The sequence below is a fragment of the Cytobacillus sp. Hm23 genome, assembly GCF_051842895.1.
Lineage (GTDB): Bacteria > Bacillota > Bacilli > Bacillales > SM2101 > Nanhaiella.
On sequence record NZ_JBPXRQ010000006.1, the window covers coordinates 14,837 to 38,081 of the forward strand.

Sequence of the window (23,245 nt, forward strand, 5' to 3'; positions counted from 1 at the left end):
TACTTATTTTTTTGGACGTTTATATAACGGCGTTGAAACTACTCTTGCTCTCAATTTACGTTTTCGAACTTGAACATCAACTTCTGTTCCTAGTTCAGTAAATTCAGTTTTTAGCAAGGCGAGACCAACATTTTTTTTAAGAGTTGGTGATTGAGTTCCAGTAGTTACCTCACCTATTCTTTCATCTCCTTTATACACATCATAACCATGTCTCGGAATGCCTTTATCAATCATTTCAATACCGACTAACTTGCGTACTGTACCTTCATTTTTTTGCTCAACTAACTGTTCCTTCCCGAAAAAATGATCAACATCTTTGTTCACTTTAACAGCAAAGCCTATGCCAGCTTCCAACGGTGAAATATCTTTTGAAAGTTCTTGACCATATAATGGTAGGTTAGCTTCAAAACGAAGTGTATCACGCGCTCCAAGTCCACATGGCTGAATCCCCTCAGGTTTACCTTCTTCAAGGATTTCTTTCCAAATATGGATAGAATCTTCAATTTCGCAATATATTTCAAACCCATCTTCCCCAGTATAACCTGTTCGAGACACAAGGGCTTTATATCCTTTCAAATCTACATTATCGAGAAATTTAAAAAACTTAATGTCTTGTAGATTCGTTGATGTTAGTTTTTGAAGAACATTCTCTGCTAATGGTCCCTGTATAGCAAGCTGTGCAACATTCGCTGAAATATTTTCTAGTACAACTTCCCCGAAAAGGTGTGATTGTAACCACTCATAATCTTTAGTTATATTCGCTGCATTTACAACGAGCAAAAAATTGTTATCAGACTTTTTATATATTAATAAATCGTCTACTGTTCCTCCATCTTCATAACACATTGCTGTGTATTGAGCACTTCCATTCTTTAACTTTGATACATCATTTGTCATCATTTTTTGCAAATATGCTAAACTATCTTCACCTTTAACAGTGATTTCCCCCATATGCGATACATCAAAAAGTCCCGCACGCGTTCGTACTGCTTCATGTTCCTCTAAAATACTAGAAAATTGTACTGGTAAATCCCAGCCACCAAAATCAATCGTTTTAGCACCCGATTGTTCGTATACTTCAAACAGAGGTGTACGCTTTAATTGAGACATATTATTTCCTCCCCTTTGTAATAATTAAATGCGTAAGCGTCTTGTTTACCCCCGACAAGCACTGGAAGCATATTACTTGAAGGTGGCATTTACCTTCAGGTGATATAGTGAAGTGACCTTGAGGGGATAGACGCTGAAGCTAGACAATAATTAAATGCGTAAGCGTCTTGTTTATCCTCAACAAGCACTGGAGGCATACTACTTGAAGGTGGCATTTACCTTCAGGTGATATGGTGAAGTGACCTCGAGTAGCTAAGCGCTTGGACATATAAACGTTACGAAATGCACATGCAAAAAAAAGACAGAGTAACTCCACAATATATTTGTGAAGTTCTCTGTCCTGGTACCTGAAAGTTTACCTTATTGATTCGATTTAGTTCGTTCAATAAAGCTTGCCCCTTTGGTAGTTCAGCATTTTCGCTATGTAATACTTCACTGCCGCAAAAAATGAAGAACATTCTCCAGAGTTGCGTCAAGTAGAAGTCTTTTTGCCTGAGAGATTCACAATTTAATGCTTGCTCCTTCGGCGCTACAAATACGTAGTCTCTCCCTCTACCATCATTCGCTTTTAATATTAATTTTAAAACTTGCACATACTACAATAAAATATACTATCATCCTACCATTAGTTGACCTTATTGAGCAATATAATATTTCTAACGTTATTGAACGGGAAAAGATTAAATGTTCGTGTTTTGCTAAAGTAAATCGCTTACAATACTGATTTTTAGTCAAATCGATATAAAACAATGATTTTCCCCGAAATAAGAAACTTTTTATAACAAGGGGGACATAGAATATGAAAGTTAATATTCAATTTGATGAAACATGGCAAGAAAACTTTTTAAAGCGTATTAACGATGATGGGCCGTGGGTAAACAACAACCTGTATAAGTTGGCAATTGAAGCAGCTGAACACTCTGTCATTCCAACATTCGATGGATTGCTAGCTCCTAAACATTTACCAAACCTCACCCCTCTACCTCATCAATTAGATGTTGCTAAACAGGTTGTGGAAAAAATGAACGGCAAGGCGATCTTAGCTGATGAAGTTGGTTTAGGAAAAACGATTGAAGCTGGTCTCATTTTAAAAGAGTACATGATCCGTGGATTGGTTAAGAAAGTATTAATTTTAGTACCTGCCTCCCTCGTTACTCAATGGTGTAAAGAATTAAATGAAAAATTTTTTATTCCAGCAATTCAACAAAAGAAAAGTTATGTTTGGGAGCAATGTGACGTTGTCGTTTCATCAATTGATACAGCAAAACGCAATCCACATAGAGAGATTATCTTCGAACAAAGCTATGATTTAATTATTATTGATGAGGCACATAAATTAAAAAACAATAAAACAAAAAACTATGAGTTTGTTCAGCATTTAAAGAAAAAGTTTTGTTTATTATTAACAGCTACACCTATACAAAATAAAATTGAAGAAATATTTAACCTCGTTTCGCTTCTAAAACCAGGACATTTAGGTAATCAAGATTATTTTGAACAAGCTTTTTCTGCAAAAAATCGCACAGTTGAAAATGATAAATATTTAAAAGAGCTTGTAAATAAAGTTATGCTCAGAAATCGTCGAGGCGATACTGGTATTGAATGGCCGAAAAGGCACGTTCAAACTGTGCCAATTGATTTCACAAAAGAAGAACAAGAACTATATAACTCTATAAATAATATACGAACGAATAGTCATCTATACATAAATAGTCAATTTTCAATCATCACTTTACAACGAGAAGCATGCAGTAGCCGCGAGGCAGTTTTTTATACATTAAAAAATATGCTTAATAAAAAAGATGAAGAAGGCAAGCCTATTCAGCCACCATTATTTATTGAAGAGTTACTGAAAAAGGTAGAAGGAGTTACTCAAAATTCAAAAGCTATAAAAGCTTTGGAATTAATCAAGTCGATAAATAATAAAGTAATTATTTTTACAGAATATCGTGCCACCCAACTTTATTTACAATGGTTTTTGCAGCAACACGGTATATCATCAGTTCCATTCAGAGGAGGTTTTAAAAGAGGTAAAAAAGATTGGATGCAACAATTATTCAAAAACCATGCCCAAGTATTAATTGCAACTGAAGCAGGTGGAGAAGGGATAAATTTACAATTTTGCAACCATATTATCAATTTTGATTTACCTTGGAATCCAATGCGCCTTGAACAGAGAATTGGACGAGTACATCGACTTGGTCAAGAAAACGATGTATTTATTTATAATTTTGCTATTAAACATACTGTAGAAGAACATATGCTAAAGCTATTATATGAAAAAATACATTTATTCGAAAGAGTGGTTGGAGAGCTAGATGAAATTCTGACAAGATTAGACATAAAAAATTTAGAGGCCCAGTTACAAGATATTTTATTCAACTCAAGGAGCGAAGGAGAAATGAAAATAAAAATGGATAACTTAACATCAGCCATACAATTTGCTGAACACATAAATAATGAAGTGAGGGAAAATCATGCATCAACAGGAAATTCATAATTTTTTATACCATTTTTTTTCATCGAACGATTGTCATGTTATTGAAAATGAACATGGCTATTTAACAGTACAATTATCAGTTGACCTAGATAAAGAATTAATGAATAGACCATTTTATTGGCATTATTTAGAGAAAACAGGAGGGATACCAAATCCAATGAAGCTTACACTCATTACGGATCAGAGTAAAGCTTCAACCACAAAAAAAGGTGAGGTTGTACATTTTGGTTCACCCCGGTTACATCAGATCTTTGCCTCATTACAAAAATTAGCTGGGTTCATTCGTCTATATGAAGATAACGTGACACCACCAAACCATTCAAGTATCCCTCTCTATCCTTGGATAGGTATCAATGTGCTAATATCGTACGAATGTGATCGAAAACGTGACTATATTCATTCTTTAGGTCTACATATGATTAATGGCATGATAGTAACAAATTTCCAAGAGCAATTAAATAAACTTCGGTTAACACCTAAAATACCTGATCTATGCTTTACTATGTCACCACTTATCATGCCACAGAGTGGGCTAGTACGTTTGAAGCAACATATAAATCACACGATTGAACAAGAAGATCACTCTTGGGCTGATAAAGCACACGAAAGATGGAATGAGGATCTATCACTATTAAATCACTTTTATGATGGAGTAGAAGAAAAGCCTGATTGTTACGAAACAGAAAAAAGAGCACTACAGGAACAATATCAACCTACAATAAATGTAAAAGTGATAAACGGAGGCTTATTTTACCTTAGACAAACGTCCAGCATTAAAAAAGATGCATAACGTCATGCATCAAAAACAAATGGCTATATGTGTTTGGAGTATACTTATAATAATGACTTTTTTGCATTGATTGTTGAATTTAGTACTAAGAAATACTTACGTATAAATCCAGCTTTCGTAGCAGCTTTTCAGATTTACAATGAAGTAAAGTTGCATAAATTTATTTGCTGCTATTATAAAAAAATCTCAGTAGCAACAAAGTTTATCCTACCTAGAACTACATAGTAACAATCTCACGTTAAAGGTTACTTATCAAAATATTCTTCAAGCGCTTGTTTTCTTGATTCTTTTTTTTGTTTCTTATTATCTTTATCTGTAATATATTTCTCCTTCTGAAGATCTTTTTTTTCCTCTTCCACACTCTGCTTTTTATCCTTATTGCAATACTTGCTTTCTCGTTTAAGTTTAGTGTTTTCTTCAGTTAAGTGTTTAATTTCCCTTTTTGCTTTTTCCAACTCATGTTTATAAAAACTTTTATCATCAAAAAAATCAGTAGCAGCATCAACAGAACAATCTAACTGCTCTTTTAGCCTTTCAAGTTCTTCTTGTTGTTCGCTTAATTTATTTAGCAGCTCTCGCTTTTCTGATTTAAGATATACCTTCTGTAGATACTCAATAGGGAAGCAGCCACTATAATTTTTTAGAAAAACAAGTCTTTCTCCATGTCGTTCATATTCATCAGTTCTACAAGTCCAAATTTTACCATTATGTTTAATTGCCTCTTCACAACTATGCATTACCACTTTGTCACCCTTTTGAATCAACCCATACGCCCTCCTTAAATAAAATACTGTCATATATAAGTAGTAAATGCAGGACGAATAAACAATGTAAGGGATAGATGACTAATTAGCTATACTTTTTTCATACAATTGACTATCAATTTTCAACTCTAAAAAGAACATCTTCACAAGTGAAGATGTTCTAAACCAAACATATTTAGTTTTTCACAATTATATGCGTATAAAACTTATGCTTTCTTTAAGGCTCTTTTAATAAACTTTGTTGCTATTATCGTCAAATTTATACAATAGAAGTGGCTGTATATATGTTAGTCAGCATGTTACAGAAAAAAGATGCTATGAACTCTAGTTATTTTTCCTAATAGGAAATACACCAATTTATGCAAAAACAGCCTTCTGTAACGAGGGGTTTACTTCGTCTTTATCTTCCTGTGTACAAACATTGAAAATGCTAGAGGCAAAACACCAAACCATCGATTTCCAAAAGAGGTACGTTCATTTTTTCGTTTTTGACGATATTTTTTTCTTTCTTCTTTCGGTTGGTCAATATAACTAACAATTTGTTGGGTAACATATTTCACATAATCATTCGTAGACAACAGCTACACCTCCTACTATCTACTACTTATTATCTCCTCCTATGCTTTTTTTAACCTCTAAATTAATTTCATCTACAATTTGCGCTATACTTTTGTTTGTTGTATCAATTGTCACACTACATTCTTTGTAATATGGAAGTCTTGTTGTCAATATGTGTTCAATCTGTTCCTTTTTGCTATTTTTTATTAAAGGTCTAGATGAATCCCCTTCTAGTCTAGAAATGATTTGCTCTAGATCACAATGTAAATAAATTACAAAACTATTATCATTCATCCAATTACGGTTTTCTTCTTGAATAACGATTCCACCACCGGTAGTAATCACAACATTTTCTATTGGTAATGTAGGTAGCAATTCTCTTTCATATTGACGAAATGTATCCTCTCCTTCTCCTTCAAAAATCTCACTAATTTTTTTCCCCACTTTTTTTTCAATGTAATCATCAGTATCAATTACAGGTAACTTCCACTCTTCTCCTAAACGTTTTCCTACAGTAGTTTTTCCAGCACCCATGAAGCCTGTTAAGATGACTGCTTTCATTTTCTCCCCCCATAGTAATAAAATATTTAAATTTAATGTAGTTAATGTAATGCTTCCCGCTTAAATTGGCGAATATATTTGAGTTTTTCTCGCACGAGTTCACTAACGGTTTTCTACCCATTTTATTATTCTACCCTCTTCTAATTCATAAATAAAGAAGGCATTGTAAAGACGTTTTTGTAATGTTTTGCATTCAATCGATATTTTAAGCAGCCCTTCCTCAATTTGTTCTGTTGAGTACATTGCTCGTCCATTTGGATATGTGTATATTTTATTTCGAATAGGGTGAGCATTGTCATGAACGTCCGTTAAAATATCTGCAGTAGCCATTTGCATAATGTTTTCTAGTATATAAAGTTGTTCTATTTCATGGTAAAAGTTTTTTTCTACTACATACATTTCTATTTGATGAAGTAGCACTAAAAAAAATAACAGGCTCATAACTAACGTAACTGGAAAAATAAAACCATGTTCATTATTCTTTTTCACGGTAAGGCACCTCCAAAGTTACCATTGAAGAAATTCGCTCTTCATATAATTCACCACTAAGATCGATAACTTGGATAATAATACCTTCTGTAACAGGACGAAAGATAACAGAAGAAATGTTTTGTATTAACACTTCATGCCCTGTCCCATCTACCCTACGCCTAAGTATAGTCTTGTATTGTTCATAGGAAATCGTTTTCTGATGACTAGTCGTTAAATATAATGTGTTGGAATTGACATTGATAGCAATTGCTTCTCTCAATTCTATACGCGCTTGTTGTAGAAATAATTCCCATTCTTGCTTATTGATTTGATCATTACTATCATCATTTGGAAAAACAATAGCTATCATGGTAGGTAAAAATGCAACAATTAATAAAAAAATAGATAGTGATAACAAAACCTCTATGAGCGTAAAACCTTTTGCAGTTCGAATTATTTGTTTGTATAACCACACCTTTTCTTTTCTTCCTTTCGAAAATCTATATACGATACACATACTTTAGTTAAGAATTCATCCGCGTCTTCCCAAGCAACTGTGAACTTATAATTGTTAACCTTCATTTGCTCATCCGCAAAATACGATTCTGAATGATAAATTTGAAGCTTATTCGACACAATGTGATTAGCTGTATTGATCAACTGAATATTTTTTCGTTCCTGAACAATATGAGTTAGCGGAGGTAATAATATGAGGAGCATAAGAAGCCATATACTTAAGGATATTAATAGTTCAATCATAGAAAAGCCATTACAATTCTTGAACATAAAACCTTCCCTTTCCTAGCAAAAAAACTACTTTATATTTCTTATCATGATGGTTTACAATTAATGTTCCTGCTTGACTTATTGCACCATTACTACGAAAAGATATACTTAACCCTAATGTTCCTTTTTCTATGTTAAAACCTTTGTCAAATGAGCGTTGCATAATAGGAGAGCTCATACCATTAGAAAGAACATAATATGTTGAATCCTGATTTGAGAAAAGAAGTGTTATGCTTTTTTGATTACTCAATGCATAAATTTGAGCGTAAAAAATATCATTTTCTAATTGGGCAAAAAAATGTGCCACCTTTCTTTTTTCAATAAGAGGGTTAATTTGTAGAACTGAAACAGAAGCCATTATAGAAACGATAGCTAAGACAATCATTACTTCAATTAATGTATAACCCCGTTCATTTTTATAATTGTCATTCTTCAGTCACATCACCTTCCTTCACGCTACCGTCGGTACCCACTTCTATAACATTTCCACCTGGGCACGTATTTGTCGTAATGTATCCTTCTTCTAAAAGTGCAGTTATTGTCGGAATCGTCTCATGTTCAATCTCATAAGCTTTCACCTGAGCTTGTACCATATTTATTAATGCATCACACCCTTTCTCGTTTATCACTTTACTATGTTTAGTAATATTAGGTATTGTTATAATTAACAGTACTGAAATTACCATAAGAACAATTAACATCTCGATTAACGTAAAACCATTTTCATCCATCATTTTCTCCTCTCTTTCACACATACTATAGAGCTTTAACTAACTGAAACATTGGAATCATGATTGCTAAATAAATGAACACAACGATCATACCTACACTTATAAAAAGAGCTGGTTGTAAAACATTTAAAAACGACATTACTTTTTCTTCGATTCTTAGTAATGTGTATTGACTATAATGATACAATTCATTTGCGAGGTTTCCATTGGATTGTCCGTGAGAAATAACTAGGGCTAATTCTTTCTCGAAATAAGGTCTGGATTCAATAATTGCCTCTAAGCATTCTCCTGAAGTTAGCTGCTGACGAATGCGAGCTGCTTCTAACTGATAAAATGCTAAATGATACTGCCGCTCAAAAATCAACAACGATTCATTAATGGATAGGCCACCACTAAGTAAAGTACTTAATTGAAAAGAAAAATATTGGGAGTTTATTTGAGCTACTGATGAATGAAGGAACGGTATCTTACAAATGATATTCATTTGTAAAATAGGAGATTGTTTCTTGAAGAAGGTAAAGTAAAACGCTAACGATAAGATAAGACAACACAAAACAGTTAAAAAGATATAAGGTGTAATCGCATACACATTTTGTAGAATTGTTGAGAAAGTAGTTTTCGTTAACTTCATTGATTGATTTAATTGGTCAAATTGATTCAATAATACTTGCTGCACAGCCACAAACAATAAAGACACTACAACGATTAAAAACACAGGGTAACGAACAACCTTAATAAACTTTTTATAATATACGTCTTTTTTGGCTATAATTGAACTGCCTTCTAGCAATGCTTTTGCTAATTCACCTTGTTGCTCAGAAAAGTATAAATAGCTCAGTAAGTCCCTATGAAAAGATAAATGTTCTAAAACTTCGTGAAGTAAGTAACCTTCTTTCATTTTTCCTATGCAATAATTTAGATCTTCTTGTTGTGATTTAGACAATTGTAAAGTGAGAAACTCAATACCTTGAGATAAAGTATACCCTTTTTCTAGCAACTCACCTAACCTACGACAAAATTGGGCTTGTTGTTTTAAATTCCATTTATTTTTCGATTTCATCTTTGTATACCCATTTATCGAATTCTTTAGTAGAAATAAATCCAAGAGCTATTGCTTTACTAATGATATCTTTCATTTTTTTATAACTATAGTCAACTGAATCACCCTTAGCTTCATCAATCATTTTTGTTAATACTTTACCGTATACAAACTCACTAATACTCGTTCTCCTATATGTGCGTAACGTTTTACAATATTTCGAGCACTCCCCAGCACAAAATGGACATTTAATGTTCACTAACCTTTGGGCGGTAATTGCAATTAGAGTTTGAGAGATGTCTTGTACTGGAACACCGAATTCTAACAGCCTATAAATAGCACCTTTCGCTTCTCTTGTATGCATGGTTGTTAACACTAGATGTCCGGTAAGTGATGCTCGAACAGCAATTTTGGCAGTTTCTGCATCTCGAATCTCTCCAACCATAATTACGTCAGGATCATGTCGTAGTATCGCCTTTAGCCCATTTGAGTATGTGATACCTGCCTTTTCATTTACCTGTACTTGAATAACTTTATCACTCCTTTTTTCAATTGGATCTTCAAGCGTAATAATGTTTCGATTTACCAGGTGTTGAGATGAATGAAGTAAAGAATATAATGTGGTAGTTTTACCTGAGCCAGTTGGACCTGTAAAAATGATTAACCCATGAGCATGTTTTAATAGAGAAATAAGTTTTTTTGTCGTATTAGGGAAAAGAGTTAAAAAGTTGAGTGGATAAAATGAATCTGAAGGTAATAATCGAATAACGAGGCTTTCATTATTAATCGTAGGTAAGGTTGATAGCCGAAGTTGAAGGTTTTTGCTATTAATAATCATTGATAATGCGCCATTTTGCGGCCTTCGCCTTTCACCAATGTCCATTCCGGCAAGAAATTTATAATGTGCAATTAATCGTTCACATGTTGATTTACTTATCATTTCCTTTGCAGTTAGTTCGTTGTCTAGCCGAAATTGAATAAGAGCATCTTTTTTTCGAGGCATAAAGTGAATATCAGATACGCCCAAGTGTTGGGCCTCAGTTAATAAGCGATCACCAATTCGTTCAATCGCTGGCAAATGTATCGACCTCCTTTTATATTGATTAATAAACACTCTTCTACGTAAATCTCCATTCTCCTTCTTTTTTTTCGTATTAATATATTTATTTAGAAGGGTATAAATTTAACTATGAGATGCTGCAGCTTAGCTTATGATTTAAGTTTCAACGAGCGAAGGGCTTTACTTAAGGAGTAGGACAACAAATGGCTATCTTTTTCTCTCCGCATTTAACGTAAATAAATAAAATTGATTTGTCAATAATAACAAAATAGTCAACAAATTGTGAACAATTTAGAACAACTAATGTTTACCACGTAAATAACATTTAAATGTAAATACGCCTGTATTATAATGGAATTAAGATTCCATTGTTAGGAGTGAATTGTATGGAACAAACTTTAAAAATTACAAATGTATTATCTGATCCTACTCGTTATTACATCTATCAATATATAACTAAAAGACATAGTGAGGTTACCGTTCAAGAAATTGCTGATGAGTTTAAAATTCATCCGAATGTCGCACGTCTCCACTTGTCTAAGTTAGAAGATGTTAACATGCTTGTTTCAGAGGCGAAGAAGACGGGAAAAGGTGGTAGACCAAGCCGTTTATATCGTTTATCTGACGATGTGGTACAACTGTTTTTCCCATTTCGCGATTATCAATTATTAGCAAAAGTAGCCATAAAATCAATGATGAAACTAGGTGAGGCTGGAAAAGAAGCATTATTTGATACAGGGAAAGCATTTGGTCAAGAAATAATTGATTCACAGCTTCACCCAAATGATACACAAACTACGGCACTGTCATTCGAACATAAGCTGAAAATACTAAAAGACTCTGCTACTATTTTAGGTTTTTACCCAGAATTTGAGCATAATGAAGATAAAACGATCATCTTTTTCCAAATCTTTAATTGTCCATTTAAAGAACTAGCTGATAAACATACTGACGCTATTTGTGGCATGCATTATGCTTTTTTACATGGAATGTTCGAAGTATTATTCAATAATGTAAAATTAATCGAAAAAGATAATATTATTCGCGGTTGTGACTCTTGTTCATATCAAGTCAAAGTCACAAACTAGTAACAAACTTATGTTTACAATCGCCTAAATTGTACATTATAATATGTAAGTGGAATATAAGGGGATAAAGGAGGGACTTATACATATGGATCGTATGTTTCGTGTATTAGGGTTTTGGACAGGTATATTTGCTGTTATGTTTTATCTTGGTCACATGAATGAAGTAGCATTGCTTTTCTTCGCTCAAACGGCCTTCTTTATTATTTTAGGTTATTTAAAACTAACTGAGCGCATGTATCTTTATATATTTGGTGCTTACTTAACAGTTTTTTTCGCGGGCTTCACATACTATACTACATTCTTAATGGTACCTGGCGCAGGACATTAAGAGATAATAATCAAAACAAAAAGCGATGGTTGTCCATCGCTTTTTGTTTTGATTATAAAGAGCTTGTTCATTTAAACATCAGTGTAAGCTAAAAAATATCCTCCATCTACAACCAGTGTAGCAGTTTAACTTAATCTTTTATTTCCCAAGCTATATCCATGTTTTTTTGCATCATGATGACGTGAAAGTATGAACTTATCCCACCATCTAAAATTAAACTTCTTATCGCACGATTTCTTTTACTAACTTCAGAAAAAGGATTCGTATCATTATTTTCTTGTAAATATTGTAATATACCAGCCTCCAGGAGGAATTGATCTTGCCTCAGCATAGCGACTTCGGTAAATCCAGCCTCACGGTAGTAATATTTAACGGCATCAAGATGAACATGTGAAGTGATGTCCATATTTCCTGGGTTTAATAGAGGATTGTTAATGAGCTGATGACGATGGTACCCTCTAAGACTACCTCTCATATGTGCAGGATGTTGCCATTCTTTATGTGTATAGCCATAATCCACAGTATATACAACCGCTTGTTCTAGAGTGCTACTAAGCTGGTTGATAAAACTTTTCATCTGTAACGGAATTTCAAAGCGTTGACCATTTGTTAATTCAATGTTCTGTTCCTCTAAATAGTTGGTAATTTCTTCATTTGAAAGCGGTACGTAGTATTCTTCGAGTTCGTTATCATCATTTAGTCTCACCATAACTTCATGTAATTCCTCATTACGTTTTTCAATTACTTCAACTGGAAAAGCATCGAATAATTCATTTGTAAAAACAATCCCCTGATAAAAAGGATGATTTTCAACCAACTCCTGAAGATATTCAAGCTGAATCACTTTATCTTGTTCATTTATGAGCAGCTGCCTTTGCAACTCACGATGATATGGACTAGTTTCAATCAATATATATGTAAGTTGCTCATATGACTGGGGAGATCTTTCTTTCCATTCTTCTAGTACCGATTTTGCAAATCGACCGTTGCCTCCTCCAATTTCAACAATCATTGGGGGCACTTTTTGCTGTTCGACTAAATCAATAAATATATTAGTAAACAAGACAGCAAAAACATTGGAAATATTACTACTCGTTATAAAATCACCTTTTTTACCGATCTTAGTTTGTTCTCGCATATAATAGCCGTAGTTAGGATGATACAGTGCTAATTCCATAAATTGCGCATAAGATATCATTTTGTTTTGACTTGAACTAATTGCATCTCTAATAATTGTGTTCATATTCACCATAGTATTAAAACCCGTTTAAAAAAGGATTGTTACTCATTTCAATTTCAATTGTCGTTTCAGGGCCATGACCAGGTAGCACAATCGTATCTTCAGGAAGAGATAATAATTTTGCATGAATGCTATCAAGCAATTGCTGATGGTCTCCACCAGGTAAATCAGTACGCCCTATACTACCCGCAAAGAGTGTATCACCAGAAAAAACAGTCTTAATACTTTCACAATAAAATGATAAACTTCCAGGCGAATGCCCTGGTGTTTCAAAAACAGTAAAATGAAATGATCCGATCGTTAGTTGTTGTTCCTTGTCAATGATTACGTCGGCAGGTTTATCACAAACAACAGCGCCTAATGAAAAATATGCTGAACCATTCAATGAAGCATTTGTAAGCCAATCTTGTTCATCTTTATGGATGTAAACAGGGACACCCCACTTTTTTCTAACAACTTCAACAGCACCTATATGATCAAAATGTGCATGAGTAAGAACAATTGCTAAAGGCTGCAGAGATTTTCTTGTTAATAAGTCATTAAAGGAATCTCCTTCACTTCCTGGATCAAAGATAATACACTCATTATGTTCATTTCTAAGGATGTATGCATTTGTTTGTAAGGGACCTAACGGAATTTGCTCCCAATTCATCATTTTGTATTCCTCCATTGCAGTCATTCTAATCTTATTTTACACTAATTAAAGATGCTCAGAAAGATTGAAATAAGGGTGACTTTTAAGGAGTGTAAAAATTGATTACATATTATGGAGTTGAAATACCAGAAGAAGTAGATGACTCTACTCATTTATTAGACATAACTGCATTAATAAGTAACATTACCACGTTTGATTTTGATCAACAGCTGTTACTTTTTTCTCATTCAGAAGATGCTATATTAGCAAAAGAATATTTATTAACATATGATTATGATATAGAAGAGTACGTTTTATTTCACGCCGAAAATATAATACCGACTACTATATTTACTGATTATGGATTTAAATCTGAAAAAGGTAAATACTATATGTACAAAGATATGGTTTCGCCATTTATTGTGAATAGTGGTAAGCCACAACAAATTGAAATGGCTTTAATGGAAATAAATGAGTTTGTGGTTGCAATCGACGGTGGCCAGAATACCATATATTTTGTTGATAAACAACACATCGAGTTAATTTATGGCATCGCTAAAGCTTATGACATAGAAGTGTCATTTTTTCATCTCGACAAATAAGATGAAAACGATTAAAATATAATAGGAATGTTTTGAGCCTTTACATATAAGCTAATAAGATCTAAAGGAGGCACAAAGATGGTACAGATGGGACTTGTCTTCATATTTGGGTTAGTTACTATTTTGGCAGCAATTGGAGTTGTTAGCTCATTTAAAAACAAAAATTTTCTAGGACTCTTTTTTGCTTTTGGAACAGTCGCTGTATTTGGTTTCTTTACTGTTATGACTGTTATTAATCATGGTTACCCTGCAGTTGCCCACTAAAAAGAGCTAACAAAATAATTAAACCATCGATCAAATAAATCGATGGTTTTTTATTTTTTCGCGTCAACTTTGTTTCTTTACTTATCAGAAGATAAAGATATCGTACTATAGCAGAAAATATGACTCGAAATCTAGTTGAATACGTGTGTATTTTATTAATACGAACAACACCCATCTTTGCGAAAACAGCCTAATACCTTAATTAGGATAGACCCACGTATCATGCTGTTTCTTATTACAAGAATTAGCATTAATTATATAAAAGAAATTTACTTGCAGAAACCTTATTATAGCTGAACCAGTTCATAGATTTTTTTATCATTAAGGTTAATAATTTTTTCATTATAGTATCCATACAAACAATATTCACCATTTGGCGACATATTAATCGGTAGGTTAGCGATGTTTGACAAGATTAGTTTTTTTTCACCAGTGAGTACGGAATAGGTAATTAACTCAAAATCATCGTGATAGCTATCATAATTACCACTACCGTATGGAGCAAACGTGATAAATTCATCCTTGCTTTCAATAAAGTCAAAATAAGGAAAAAACCATTGTGAATAAAGAGCTAACAGCGGAATTTCCATTTGGGTCATTTTTTTAATATGACTAGTTTGATAAAAGGAATAATAAGCAATACTGTCATCATCTGTTGTAATTGTCATTAAGAGATTATTTGTAGTGGCATACATCGAAACATCCTCTATCAAATGCCGCTCTTGTATGGTTTGTAGGTTTAGTTCATACAATGGTGCAGAGTAAGATGGTTCATCTTGGTTCCACTTTAAATAAGTAACTTCTTCAATTCCAGCCCACTGAATAAATGGTATATCGATTGTACTTTCTTCAACACTCTGTTTGGAAACATTTAATAAATAAGTTTCAAAGGACCAATCAGCAAAAAAAGTCGTTACATATAGTAGCTCAGGATTATAAGGGTTCCATTCATAGTTTAATTCGTAAGAACCTGTAGCCCACTTGAATACCTCTTTCCCTTCCTTATCAACAATAATAATCTCTGCCTCATACGTAGTCGGTAAAGTATGTAGCAAGAAATAACTTTGATTATGGTTCCCTTTTATTGTTGAAATTTCTGAGTTACTCTTATAAAGTTGTTCCTTTTTTCCTGAGTAGATATTGTGCTTATACACAATAGAACCTTCATTCTCGTTAGTAATATACAATATCGTCGTATCATCGTACCAATCCCCAACCGTTTGAATGCTGCGATCATTAAGATCAATTGGTTGAATTGTTGAATTGTCTGTATACAACTGGTCTATTTTCCCTTTAGTTAAATCATTTACAAATCTTAATAAAGGTTGTTTATCTATCGTTTTTGTACCATTATTTATAAAACAACCCGTGACCACTGTTACAACTACGATTAAAGAAAAAACAAACCATAACCAACGCATATTATCGTTCACCTCACCTACTTGTATATACGATTATGATGCGTGAATGGTTTCATTTCAAGAAGAAAACCTAAAAATCACATATACATAGAAGCTAGAAAAATTCCAACTGTTTTGCTATAAATTTCATCAAACTGAGATAATGGCAATGGATTTATTCCTCTTCCAAGTTCTATAGTAAAACCAGATCTTCTCCACTCTTGGATAAACCAATCTTTGTAGCCTGCGTGGCTATCAACGTACCGTACTGCTTTATATCCACTCACCCTAACGAATTCTTTTACAATTGCTTCTGAGTATGGAGGCTCATAGCCTTCATATCCCCAATAAATCTCTTCTCCTTGTGTATGGAATGCTAGCACTCTGTCAAAATTGCGGATTTCTGTTAGTTTTTCCATTGCTATCGCTTCAGGTTCTGTTAATGGGGCATCACCAGGATAATCTCGAGGAGCTGGTGCCTTAGGCTTTTTACGTTCTTTTTCAATTTCCCAATTTGCTGGATATTGATTATTAAGGTCAACACCTCTAATATTTGCTTTCCAATCAGAAAAATTCATACTTCCGTTATTTATTTGAACTACTTTAGTTTTATAAGGCATTTGGTTTGGTGGGCCGTTAATGACAAGATTGACACCATCAGGATTTACCATAGGAACAACTGACAGCATAACTGAATCATACAACTTCTGTGTTAAAATTCCACGAATGTACCCACTATTTGTTAGTGATAACAGATAATCATTTAAAAATTGCATAATTATCGCTGTCGTTATCCATTCATTCGCATGAAAAGCACCGTTCCAATGAACTTTTTTTGGACCTCTTCCAATGATAAGTTCGGGTATGTTTGAATTTAAAACTGATTTCCCAGCTTCATTTAATTTAATAAATGGGTATACTTGACGTAGTTTATCAATATCTCTAACTAATGCTTGATAATCGTATAAGGTATTAGTGTGGATGACACCACTTGACATGGAAATGGGAATATAAATTCGTTGGCCAATACTTAACTTATTTGGATTTACGTGTTGATTTACGAGCAATAAGGCATCAGTTGATACATTAAACCTTTGCGCAATATTCCAATACATATCCCCTGGTTTAATTGTATATGATCTTAAAGTAAAGCCTGGTATTTTCACCTCATCTCCAATAGACAAAATATTAGGCTTCTTATGTGGGTTGGAGTCAATGATAAGTTGCAGAGGAATCTGAAATAATTGGCTGAAATACCATAATGTATCACCTTTTCTTACTATAACTTTCAATAGTAATTCCTCCTTATATCTTGTTAATACAAGGCTCTTTTCGAACATTTGTCGTTATTTATACGAAATTACCACAGTGATGTGACTATCATCATTCTATAGAAGAAAAGAGTATTATAGATGTATCCGTATTAATTTATTAGTGCGAAAACAGCCTAATACAACAATATGAGTATCAATAATAAAACATGAATAAAAACGCTATGACCAACTTCATATGGCCATAGCGTTTAATATTTTCATTCGGTATTTAATGAGCTCTTCACTATTTCTCTTCTGTTAAATTCTCATTATAAGATGTTCCTTCATAAAACCTTAATAAATCCCCGTAGACAATGTTATCAGAATACTCTAGCTCCTGCTTCGCTTTTTCTTCATAAGGCTCACAATTAGAGCCATCGGTCTCTTCGCCTGTCTTTTTATCATAGCATGTAGATTTTGTATATACATAATCTTCAGTGATAAAGCTTCCATCTCTAAGCACAATAAAATCTAGTTTATCTTCTGAGAAAATATCAGATCCGAAGTGAACATCATCCTTCGTATCAACACCTAATAAATGTAGAAGTGTTGGCTTCACATCAAGTTGACCTGATACTTTAGAAATCATTTCTGGATTCTTGTCAGTCACACCTGGTATATGAATAATGAATGGAACCTTTTGTAATTGTACGACATCTAACGGTGTGATGTCCTTCTCTAAAAACTCACCCATCGCTTTATTATGATTTTCTGAAATACCATAATGATCACCATAAAACACGAGAATAGAATTTTCATATAAACCTTCTTGCTTTAATTGTTCTACAAAGCTTTTTAATGATTCATCCATATATCTTACCGTTGGGAAATAACGATTAAGTGTACGACTGTTTGACGTAAATTCATCTACCATTTTATCTTCTTCATCTAGCTCAAATGGGAAATGATTTGTTAACGTAATAAATTTTGTATAAAACGGTTGAGGTAATGTTTTAAGTTTCTCAACAGATTGATCAAAAAACTCAATATCTTTCAATCCCCAACCAATTGAGTTTTCTTCGTTCACATCGTAATCTACTAATGAAAAGTAACGGTCATATCCAAGGTTAGGATAAATAACATCACGATTCCAAAAGCTTTTATTATTTGCATGAAAAACTGCGGAATAATAATCTTCTTCTTCTTTTAAAATCTCTGGTGTTGCACGGAACTCGTTTTCAGCATTCGTGAAGAAAACAGCTCCTCTACCTAAAGGATATAACGAGTTTTCAACTAAAAATTCTCCATCAGATGTTTTCCCTTGACCTGTCTGATGGTAAAAATTATCAAAGTAATAGCTTTCTTCAATTAAATCATTTAAAAATGGTGTAATTTCTTCGCCATTAATTGTTTCGTTAATCACAAAGCTTTGCAAAGATTCCATTGAAACCATAATGACATTGCGATCCTTTGCTATACCAAAAAGGTCTTCATCTGGCTCTGTGTAATTTGCATTTAAATAGTTCTCAATTTCAACAAATTCACTACTGTCTGCAAATGCTCTTTGTGCTTTAGTTTTTGACGTTAAAACAAGATCATATATGTGATAATTGTATGACCCGATATTTTTCACGAGCATTTCACGATCAAATGTACGAGTTAACAACTGAGGACGTTCTGTTTCTGCAAGACCTAAGTTAAAAAATACAACTGCTGCGACCATTAAAAAATATGCTCTACGTTCTCTGTTTGTAAAAGTTGTTAGTGATGTAAGAATATTGTTTTTACGCATAATGAAATATAAAATGAGCACATCTGCAAACATAAATATGTCAGTCACATGTAGTAACTCGAATATACTATTACCTAAATCTGCTAGATTATTAGCTTGAAAGAGTAAAGGTATCGTAATAAAGTCTGTAAACTCTCGATAATACATTACATTAGCGAATAGAATAAAAGAAACAATAAAACTCGTTATAAGAATATATCGATTACGGCGTTTTTCTTTAATAAACAATGCTATACCAAACACAATGAGTAAAAAGCTTAATGGGTTTATAAAAAGAATAAATTCTTGCTTCCAAGATTCAATTTTAATATCAAAACTAGTTTTATAGACAATATATGTCTTAATCCATAATAAAACTGTTGCTATAAGAATTATAGACATTTTTGACAATGATGATTTTTTCATACTGAATTCCTCCCTAGATCATTGCATATCTAATGGAAAATTTTTTGTATTTTTTTACATTTATAGGCTATTAACAAAAACAACTAATGGTTATCTTAATACTTTTTTTACTAAAATGCAAATTAAAATTAACTATCTACTGTTAAAATAATCTTTTTATCTTATTCACCACTTACTATAATTAGACGAATGAACTAACAAAAAGTTTCATGTACTTTTATATTCAGAATTGTTCCAATAATAACACAACCTAAAGGAAACCATTTTCGATAGCTTTTATGCTGGACTATTTACTTTGTTGCTTCGCTGACTTTTGTGTTTCATACAATGACATGAAGGCGTCCTTTGTAAACGTGAAATCGCTGATAATAAGAAATGCCTTATCAGCTGATTGTGTATGAGATATAACTCTAATATTTTAAAACAAAACCAAATGTGTACTAATAGTTATAGTACAGTGTATACAATACTTTGTCTTACTCTACTTGTCAATGGGTATATCTGACACCTCGACATTTAGCTGTCTATAATGAGTGTAATATACTTGTATTACATCTTCTATCGTAATAGATGTCATTTTCCTTACAATGTTGTCACATAAATGAAAACAATGGACTCCTTTCTAGGTGAAAAAAAGTCGTTTTACGCAACAGTTTTGTAGAAAAGATGCTATGACCACTAAGGATACTAGGTTCAATTTTCAGTATGTAAAGCATCAATCAATGTAATAAATGCGAAACAAAAAAGGTTGACAATGTGTCAACCTTTGCGTTTTCCCTCTATTTGTTTATACATTCTTTTTTACTAACCATGCAGCTCCAATTACCCCGGCATCATTTCCTAAAGTAGCTAAAGAAATAGATACACCTTCTGCTACTCTTGGAAAAAGAAATTGATTAAATTGTTCCGTTACTTTATCGACTAAAATTGCCCCCGCGTGTGATACACCGCCGCCAATAATTATTTTTTTAGGGTTTAAACCATTTGCTAAACTAGCTAAAACAAATCCTAGATGAAAGGCCATATAATCAATTACTTCGAGTGCCAATTGATCTCCTTCTTTGGCCGTATCAAAAACTAGTTTTGCTGAAATTTGTCCTTGCTGTTCTGAAAGGTCTCTTAATTTGCTAGAAATGGTTGTTTGTTGAAGTTTTTCTTTAGCTACGCGAACGATTCCCGTTGCAGAAGCGATTGTTTCAATACATCCTTTTTTTCCACAGCTACATAAAGCACCATTTTCTAGTACAGAAGTAATATGACCAATTTCTCCACCCGCACCATTTATACCGTGGACGAGTTCACCATTAGCAATAATACCTCCTCCAACTCCAGTTCCTAACGTAACACAAATTAAGTCTTCAGCTCCTCCTCCTGCTCCCTTCCACATTTCACCAGCAGCAGCATTATTTGCATCATTATCGACAATAACAGGAAGGTCTGTTATCGCTTCCAAGTGACTTTTTAAAGAATAATTTTCCCAACCTAAATTTCCAGCTACGTATACAACACCCGTTGATGTATTTACTGGACCAGGAGCACCTACACCAATTCCAATTAAATCTTTCCGCGATTTTTGTAGCTGTGCTAGTTTATTATCTATAGCCTGCGCTATATGGTTTACTATATGTTCTCCATTGTCAGAAATATCTGTAGCAATTTCCCATTTTTCAATAATGTTCCCTTCATTATCAACAAAGGCTAACTTTACTGTTGTTCCTCCAATATCTACACCAACATACCATTTATTATCCATTCTATCTTTCATTCCTTTTATTAATTAAGTTTATCAATCGATACTACAAGAAAATTATTAAAATGTATAAAAAATAATAGCTTTATACGTTTTTATAACTCGTCTTTCAAACGTTGAACTTCTTGACGAAGTAAAAGTAGTGCCATCTGGTAGTCCTTTACATCTACAAGCTGTGATTGATATAGCTCTTTTAATTCAGATTCCATTAATTCAAGGTCGGCAATTCTATCACCAATGTATATTATTGTACCATATTTTTTTAATAATTGTTGAACGTCATACAATGTCCTCATAATAATTATCTCCTAACGTCAGACTATTTCAAATCACTTGTACACCACTTACTTTATAAAGAAATAGCTTAATTCGTCAAGCTGAATAACAAATAACAAAAAAATGAGTGCCAAAGATGACACTCACGACAAATTAATTGTTAAGTTCAGGTGGGGTTTTCAAACATGTGGAGTAACTTTCCCTAGATTTTCTTCAAACCCACGTTATGTTAATCATTTTACTAGCGATCGGGATCTTTTGGATGTAAAATTGTAGGTCTCCTGTTTTTCAATGGAATCGGCGCACGAACTAATACATCTCTGAATGCTCGATAAGAGAAAGGTAAAAACGGCCACAAGTAAGGTGTATGGAATGATTTCATACGCGCTAGCATCACTAGCCATATCGTAATACTAATAATAAAGCCTGCTAGACCAAAAATGGCAGTAAATAATAAGATTGCAATTCTTATTAACCTATTTGCCATACTCATTTCGTAGCTAGGTGTGGCGAAAGTTCCAACAGCTGCAACAGCAAAATAAAGAACAACTTCATTAATAAATATACCCACTTCAATTGCAACTTGACCAATTAAAATAGCTGCAACTAAGCCTAGCGCAGTTGCTAATGAGGATGGAGTATGTATAGATGCCATCCTTAACATATCCATACCTATTTCTATTAGCACAATCTGTAATAATAACGGAAGTTCTCCTACATCCTTTGGAGCTAAATATTCCAGCCCTTCTGGTAATAATTCAGGATGGCTTGCAAATAAATACCACAATGGTAAAAGAAAGAGTGATGCCCAAATTGCTACAAAACGCACAAGACGCAAATACGCTCCTACAATTGGTTTATTTCGATATTCCTCTGCGTGCTGTAAGTGATGCCAAAATGTTGTAGGCGTAATTATTACACTAGGAGAACCATCAACAATAATAATGACATGTCCTTCATAAATATGAGCTGCTGCGGTGTCAGGTCTTTCCGTGTATCTAACTAATGGATAAGGGTTCCAATGTCTCCCTGAAATAAATTCCTCAATTGTTTTTTCTGCCATAGGTATACCATCTGTATCTATTTTATTTAATGACTGCTTTATATCTTCTACTAGTCCCGTGTCAGCGATATCCTCTAAATAACAAATACATATATCTGTTTTTGACCGTCTACCAACTTGCATATACTCCATACGTAATGTTCGGTCACGTATTCGTCTCCTTGTCAATGCAGTATTAAAGACTATTGTTTCAACGTAACCATCCCTTGCACCTCGAACAACACGTTCAATATCTGGTTCCTCTGGACCCCTGACAGGATATGTTCTCGCATCAATGATAATGACATGTTCAATACCATCAACAACTAATGCTGTAGGCCCTGCCAACACAGCATCTACTACAGTCTCTAAATTATCTGTCTTTTCAACCTCCACATAGGGAATATAAGTTTTTAGAAGCTTTTGCAATACTTCTTTTTCAAGTTGTTCTTCTGTTAACTCGGATAAGATTTTCATCAAATAATGGAGTATATCATCTTTAGCAAATCCATCAATTAAAAATAAGGCCATATCTCTTTTAGCATATTCAACGTCTAAATGAATAACATCAAAGCTTTTCCCAACACCCAATTCCTTACGTAAAAATTGTATATTTTCAGCTATGTTTTCTGAAACAGGTGTTACTTTATTTCTCATATCCATCTCATCACCACCAAACAAACTTCTTCCACCATCATTGACTCTATTTCAAAAAAAAATACCTTTGAATGATCTATTAGTGGATATTTGTACAAGTTGGTTCATACATATTTATAGAATGCCTGTCAATGATCGTCCACA

The 23,245-nt window shown here is 33.4% G+C and carries 25 protein-coding genes and 1 riboswitch; of the genes, 6 read left to right on the plus strand and 19 right to left on the minus strand.

Annotated elements, in window-relative coordinates; translation table 11 throughout:
* Positions 1-3: 3 nt before the first annotated feature.
* Positions 4-1,110, minus strand: a complete 1,107-nt coding sequence (gene gcvT / locus ACSVDA_RS05210; protein ID WP_485881433.1) for a glycine cleavage system aminomethyltransferase GcvT — start codon at positions 1,108-1,110, stop codon at positions 4-6.
* Between the two features lie 470 nt (positions 1,111-1,580).
* Positions 1,581-1,672, minus strand: a riboswitch (glycine riboswitch).
* Between the two features lie 237 nt (positions 1,673-1,909).
* On the opposite strand from gcvT, the gene ACSVDA_RS05215 reads away from it, so the two are divergent.
* Positions 1,910-3,610 carry a DEAD/DEAH box helicase gene (locus ACSVDA_RS05215; RefSeq protein ID WP_485881434.1) on the plus strand — a complete coding sequence of 567 codons (1,701 nt, stop codon included), beginning with the start codon at positions 1,910-1,912 and terminating at the stop codon, positions 3,608-3,610.
* Positions 3,588-4,400 carry a YqhG family protein gene (locus ACSVDA_RS05220; RefSeq protein ID WP_485881435.1) on the plus strand — a complete coding sequence of 271 codons (813 nt, stop codon included), beginning with the start codon at positions 3,588-3,590 and terminating at the stop codon, positions 4,398-4,400. Before ACSVDA_RS05215 ends, ACSVDA_RS05220 begins: the two co-directional genes overlap by 23 nt.
* A 245-nt stretch (positions 4,401-4,645) precedes the next feature.
* Here ACSVDA_RS05220 and ACSVDA_RS05225 read toward each other — a convergent pair whose 3' ends face one another.
* The 10 genes from ACSVDA_RS05225 to comGA all read right to left on the minus strand — a co-directional run bounded on the left by ACSVDA_RS05225 (position 4,646) and on the right by comGA (position 10,388).
* The gene (locus ACSVDA_RS05225; RefSeq protein WP_485881437.1) at positions 4,646-5,164 is read right to left on the minus strand and encodes a hypothetical protein; all 519 of its coding nucleotides are present in this window, start codon (positions 5,162-5,164) and stop codon (positions 4,646-4,648) included.
* 389 nt (positions 5,165-5,553) lie between these two features.
* Entirely contained in the window at positions 5,554-5,742 is a 189-nt protein-coding gene (locus tag ACSVDA_RS05230; RefSeq protein WP_320207932.1) for a YqzE family protein, read from the minus strand.
* A gap of 22 nt (positions 5,743-5,764) precedes the next feature.
* A complete protein-coding gene (locus ACSVDA_RS05235) occupies positions 5,765-6,283 on the minus strand; it encodes a shikimate kinase (RefSeq protein WP_485881439.1) in 519 nt (172 codons plus the stop codon).
* 102 nt (positions 6,284-6,385) lie between these two features.
* A complete protein-coding gene (comGG, locus tag ACSVDA_RS05240) occupies positions 6,386-6,772 on the minus strand; it encodes a competence type IV pilus minor pilin ComGG (protein WP_485881441.1) in 387 nt (128 codons plus the stop codon).
* Positions 6,759-7,229, minus strand: a complete 471-nt coding sequence (comGF, locus tag ACSVDA_RS05245) for a competence type IV pilus minor pilin ComGF (protein ID WP_485881443.1) — start codon at positions 7,227-7,229, stop codon at positions 6,759-6,761. Before comGF ends, comGG begins: the two co-directional genes overlap by 14 nt.
* Positions 7,208-7,540, minus strand: coding sequence for a competence type IV pilus minor pilin ComGE (gene comGE / locus ACSVDA_RS05250; protein ID WP_485881444.1), 333 nt, complete (start codon positions 7,538-7,540; stop codon positions 7,208-7,210). The genes comGF and comGE overlap by 22 nt, the downstream gene beginning before the upstream one ends.
* Positions 7,524-7,976 (minus strand): competence type IV pilus minor pilin ComGD, encoded by a 453-nt coding sequence (gene comGD / locus ACSVDA_RS05255; protein WP_485881487.1) that lies wholly within the window; start codon positions 7,974-7,976, stop codon positions 7,524-7,526. Before comGD ends, comGE begins: the two co-directional genes overlap by 17 nt.
* Positions 7,966-8,271: a competence type IV pilus major pilin ComGC gene (gene comGC / locus ACSVDA_RS05260; protein WP_485881445.1), complete on the minus strand. Its 306-nt coding sequence runs from the start codon at positions 8,269-8,271 to the stop codon at positions 7,966-7,968. The genes comGD and comGC overlap by 11 nt, the downstream gene beginning before the upstream one ends.
* A 25-nt stretch (positions 8,272-8,296) precedes the next feature.
* Entirely contained in the window at positions 8,297-9,331 is a 1,035-nt protein-coding gene (gene comGB, locus ACSVDA_RS05265) for a competence type IV pilus assembly protein ComGB (protein ID WP_485881446.1), read from the minus strand.
* Positions 9,315-10,388, minus strand: coding sequence for a competence type IV pilus ATPase ComGA (gene comGA / locus ACSVDA_RS05270; RefSeq protein WP_485881448.1), 1,074 nt, complete (start codon positions 10,386-10,388; stop codon positions 9,315-9,317). The genes comGB and comGA overlap by 17 nt, the downstream gene beginning before the upstream one ends.
* A gap of 368 nt (positions 10,389-10,756) precedes the next feature.
* On the opposite strand from comGA, the gene ACSVDA_RS05275 reads away from it, so the two are divergent.
* Together ACSVDA_RS05275 and ACSVDA_RS05280 are read left to right on the plus strand one after the other, a co-directional pair.
* Positions 10,757-11,458: a helix-turn-helix transcriptional regulator gene (locus ACSVDA_RS05275; RefSeq protein ID WP_485881450.1), complete on the plus strand. Its 702-nt coding sequence runs from the start codon at positions 10,757-10,759 to the stop codon at positions 11,456-11,458.
* Positions 11,459-11,543: 85 nt separating this feature from the next.
* The gene (locus tag ACSVDA_RS05280) at positions 11,544-11,786 is read left to right on the plus strand and encodes a DUF2626 domain-containing protein (RefSeq protein WP_485881451.1); all 243 of its coding nucleotides are present in this window, start codon (positions 11,544-11,546) and stop codon (positions 11,784-11,786) included.
* A gap of 130 nt (positions 11,787-11,916) precedes the next feature.
* Here ACSVDA_RS05280 and ACSVDA_RS05285 read toward each other — a convergent pair whose 3' ends face one another.
* Positions 11,917-13,029: a class I SAM-dependent methyltransferase gene (locus tag ACSVDA_RS05285; protein WP_485881452.1), complete on the minus strand. Its 1,113-nt coding sequence runs from the start codon at positions 13,027-13,029 to the stop codon at positions 11,917-11,919.
* A gap of 13 nt (positions 13,030-13,042) precedes the next feature.
* Positions 13,043-13,678 carry an MBL fold metallo-hydrolase gene (locus ACSVDA_RS05290; RefSeq protein WP_485881489.1) on the minus strand — a complete coding sequence of 212 codons (636 nt, stop codon included), beginning with the start codon at positions 13,676-13,678 and terminating at the stop codon, positions 13,043-13,045.
* Positions 13,679-13,779: 101 nt separating this feature from the next.
* Here ACSVDA_RS05290 and ACSVDA_RS05295 point away from each other — a divergent pair, with 101 nt between their 5' ends.
* Positions 13,780-14,262, plus strand: coding sequence for a hypothetical protein (locus ACSVDA_RS05295; RefSeq protein ID WP_485881453.1), 483 nt, complete (start codon positions 13,780-13,782; stop codon positions 14,260-14,262).
* Between the two features lie 87 nt (positions 14,263-14,349).
* A complete protein-coding gene (locus tag ACSVDA_RS05300; RefSeq protein WP_485881491.1) occupies positions 14,350-14,526 on the plus strand; it encodes a DUF2759 domain-containing protein in 177 nt (58 codons plus the stop codon).
* A 287-nt stretch (positions 14,527-14,813) separates the two neighbouring features.
* Here ACSVDA_RS05300 and ACSVDA_RS05305 read toward each other — a convergent pair whose 3' ends face one another.
* The 6 genes from ACSVDA_RS05305 to ACSVDA_RS05330 all read right to left on the minus strand — a co-directional run bounded on the left by ACSVDA_RS05305 (position 14,814) and on the right by ACSVDA_RS05330 (position 23,101).
* Positions 14,814-15,947, minus strand: coding sequence for a YqgU-like beta propeller domain-containing protein (locus tag ACSVDA_RS05305; protein ID WP_485881455.1), 1,134 nt, complete (start codon positions 15,945-15,947; stop codon positions 14,814-14,816).
* 77 nt (positions 15,948-16,024) lie between these two features.
* Positions 16,025-17,218: a M14 family zinc carboxypeptidase gene (locus ACSVDA_RS05310; protein WP_485881456.1), complete on the minus strand. Its 1,194-nt coding sequence runs from the start codon at positions 17,216-17,218 to the stop codon at positions 16,025-16,027.
* Positions 17,219-17,483: 265 nt separating this feature from the next.
* Complete coding sequence (locus tag ACSVDA_RS05315; protein ID WP_485881458.1) at positions 17,484-19,376, minus strand: LTA synthase family protein; 1,893 nt, start codon at positions 19,374-19,376, stop codon at positions 17,484-17,486.
* A gap of 787 nt (positions 19,377-20,163) precedes the next feature.
* Positions 20,164-21,129, minus strand: a complete 966-nt coding sequence (locus ACSVDA_RS05320; protein WP_485881493.1) for an ROK family glucokinase — start codon at positions 21,127-21,129, stop codon at positions 20,164-20,166.
* Positions 21,130-21,221: 92 nt separating this feature from the next.
* Complete coding sequence (locus ACSVDA_RS05325) at positions 21,222-21,422, minus strand: YqgQ family protein (RefSeq protein ID WP_320207917.1); 201 nt, start codon at positions 21,420-21,422, stop codon at positions 21,222-21,224.
* 221 nt (positions 21,423-21,643) lie between these two features.
* Positions 21,644-23,101 (minus strand): spore germination protein, encoded by a 1,458-nt coding sequence (locus ACSVDA_RS05330; RefSeq protein ID WP_485881495.1) that lies wholly within the window; start codon positions 23,099-23,101, stop codon positions 21,644-21,646.
* Between the last annotated feature and the right edge of the window lie 144 nt (positions 23,102-23,245).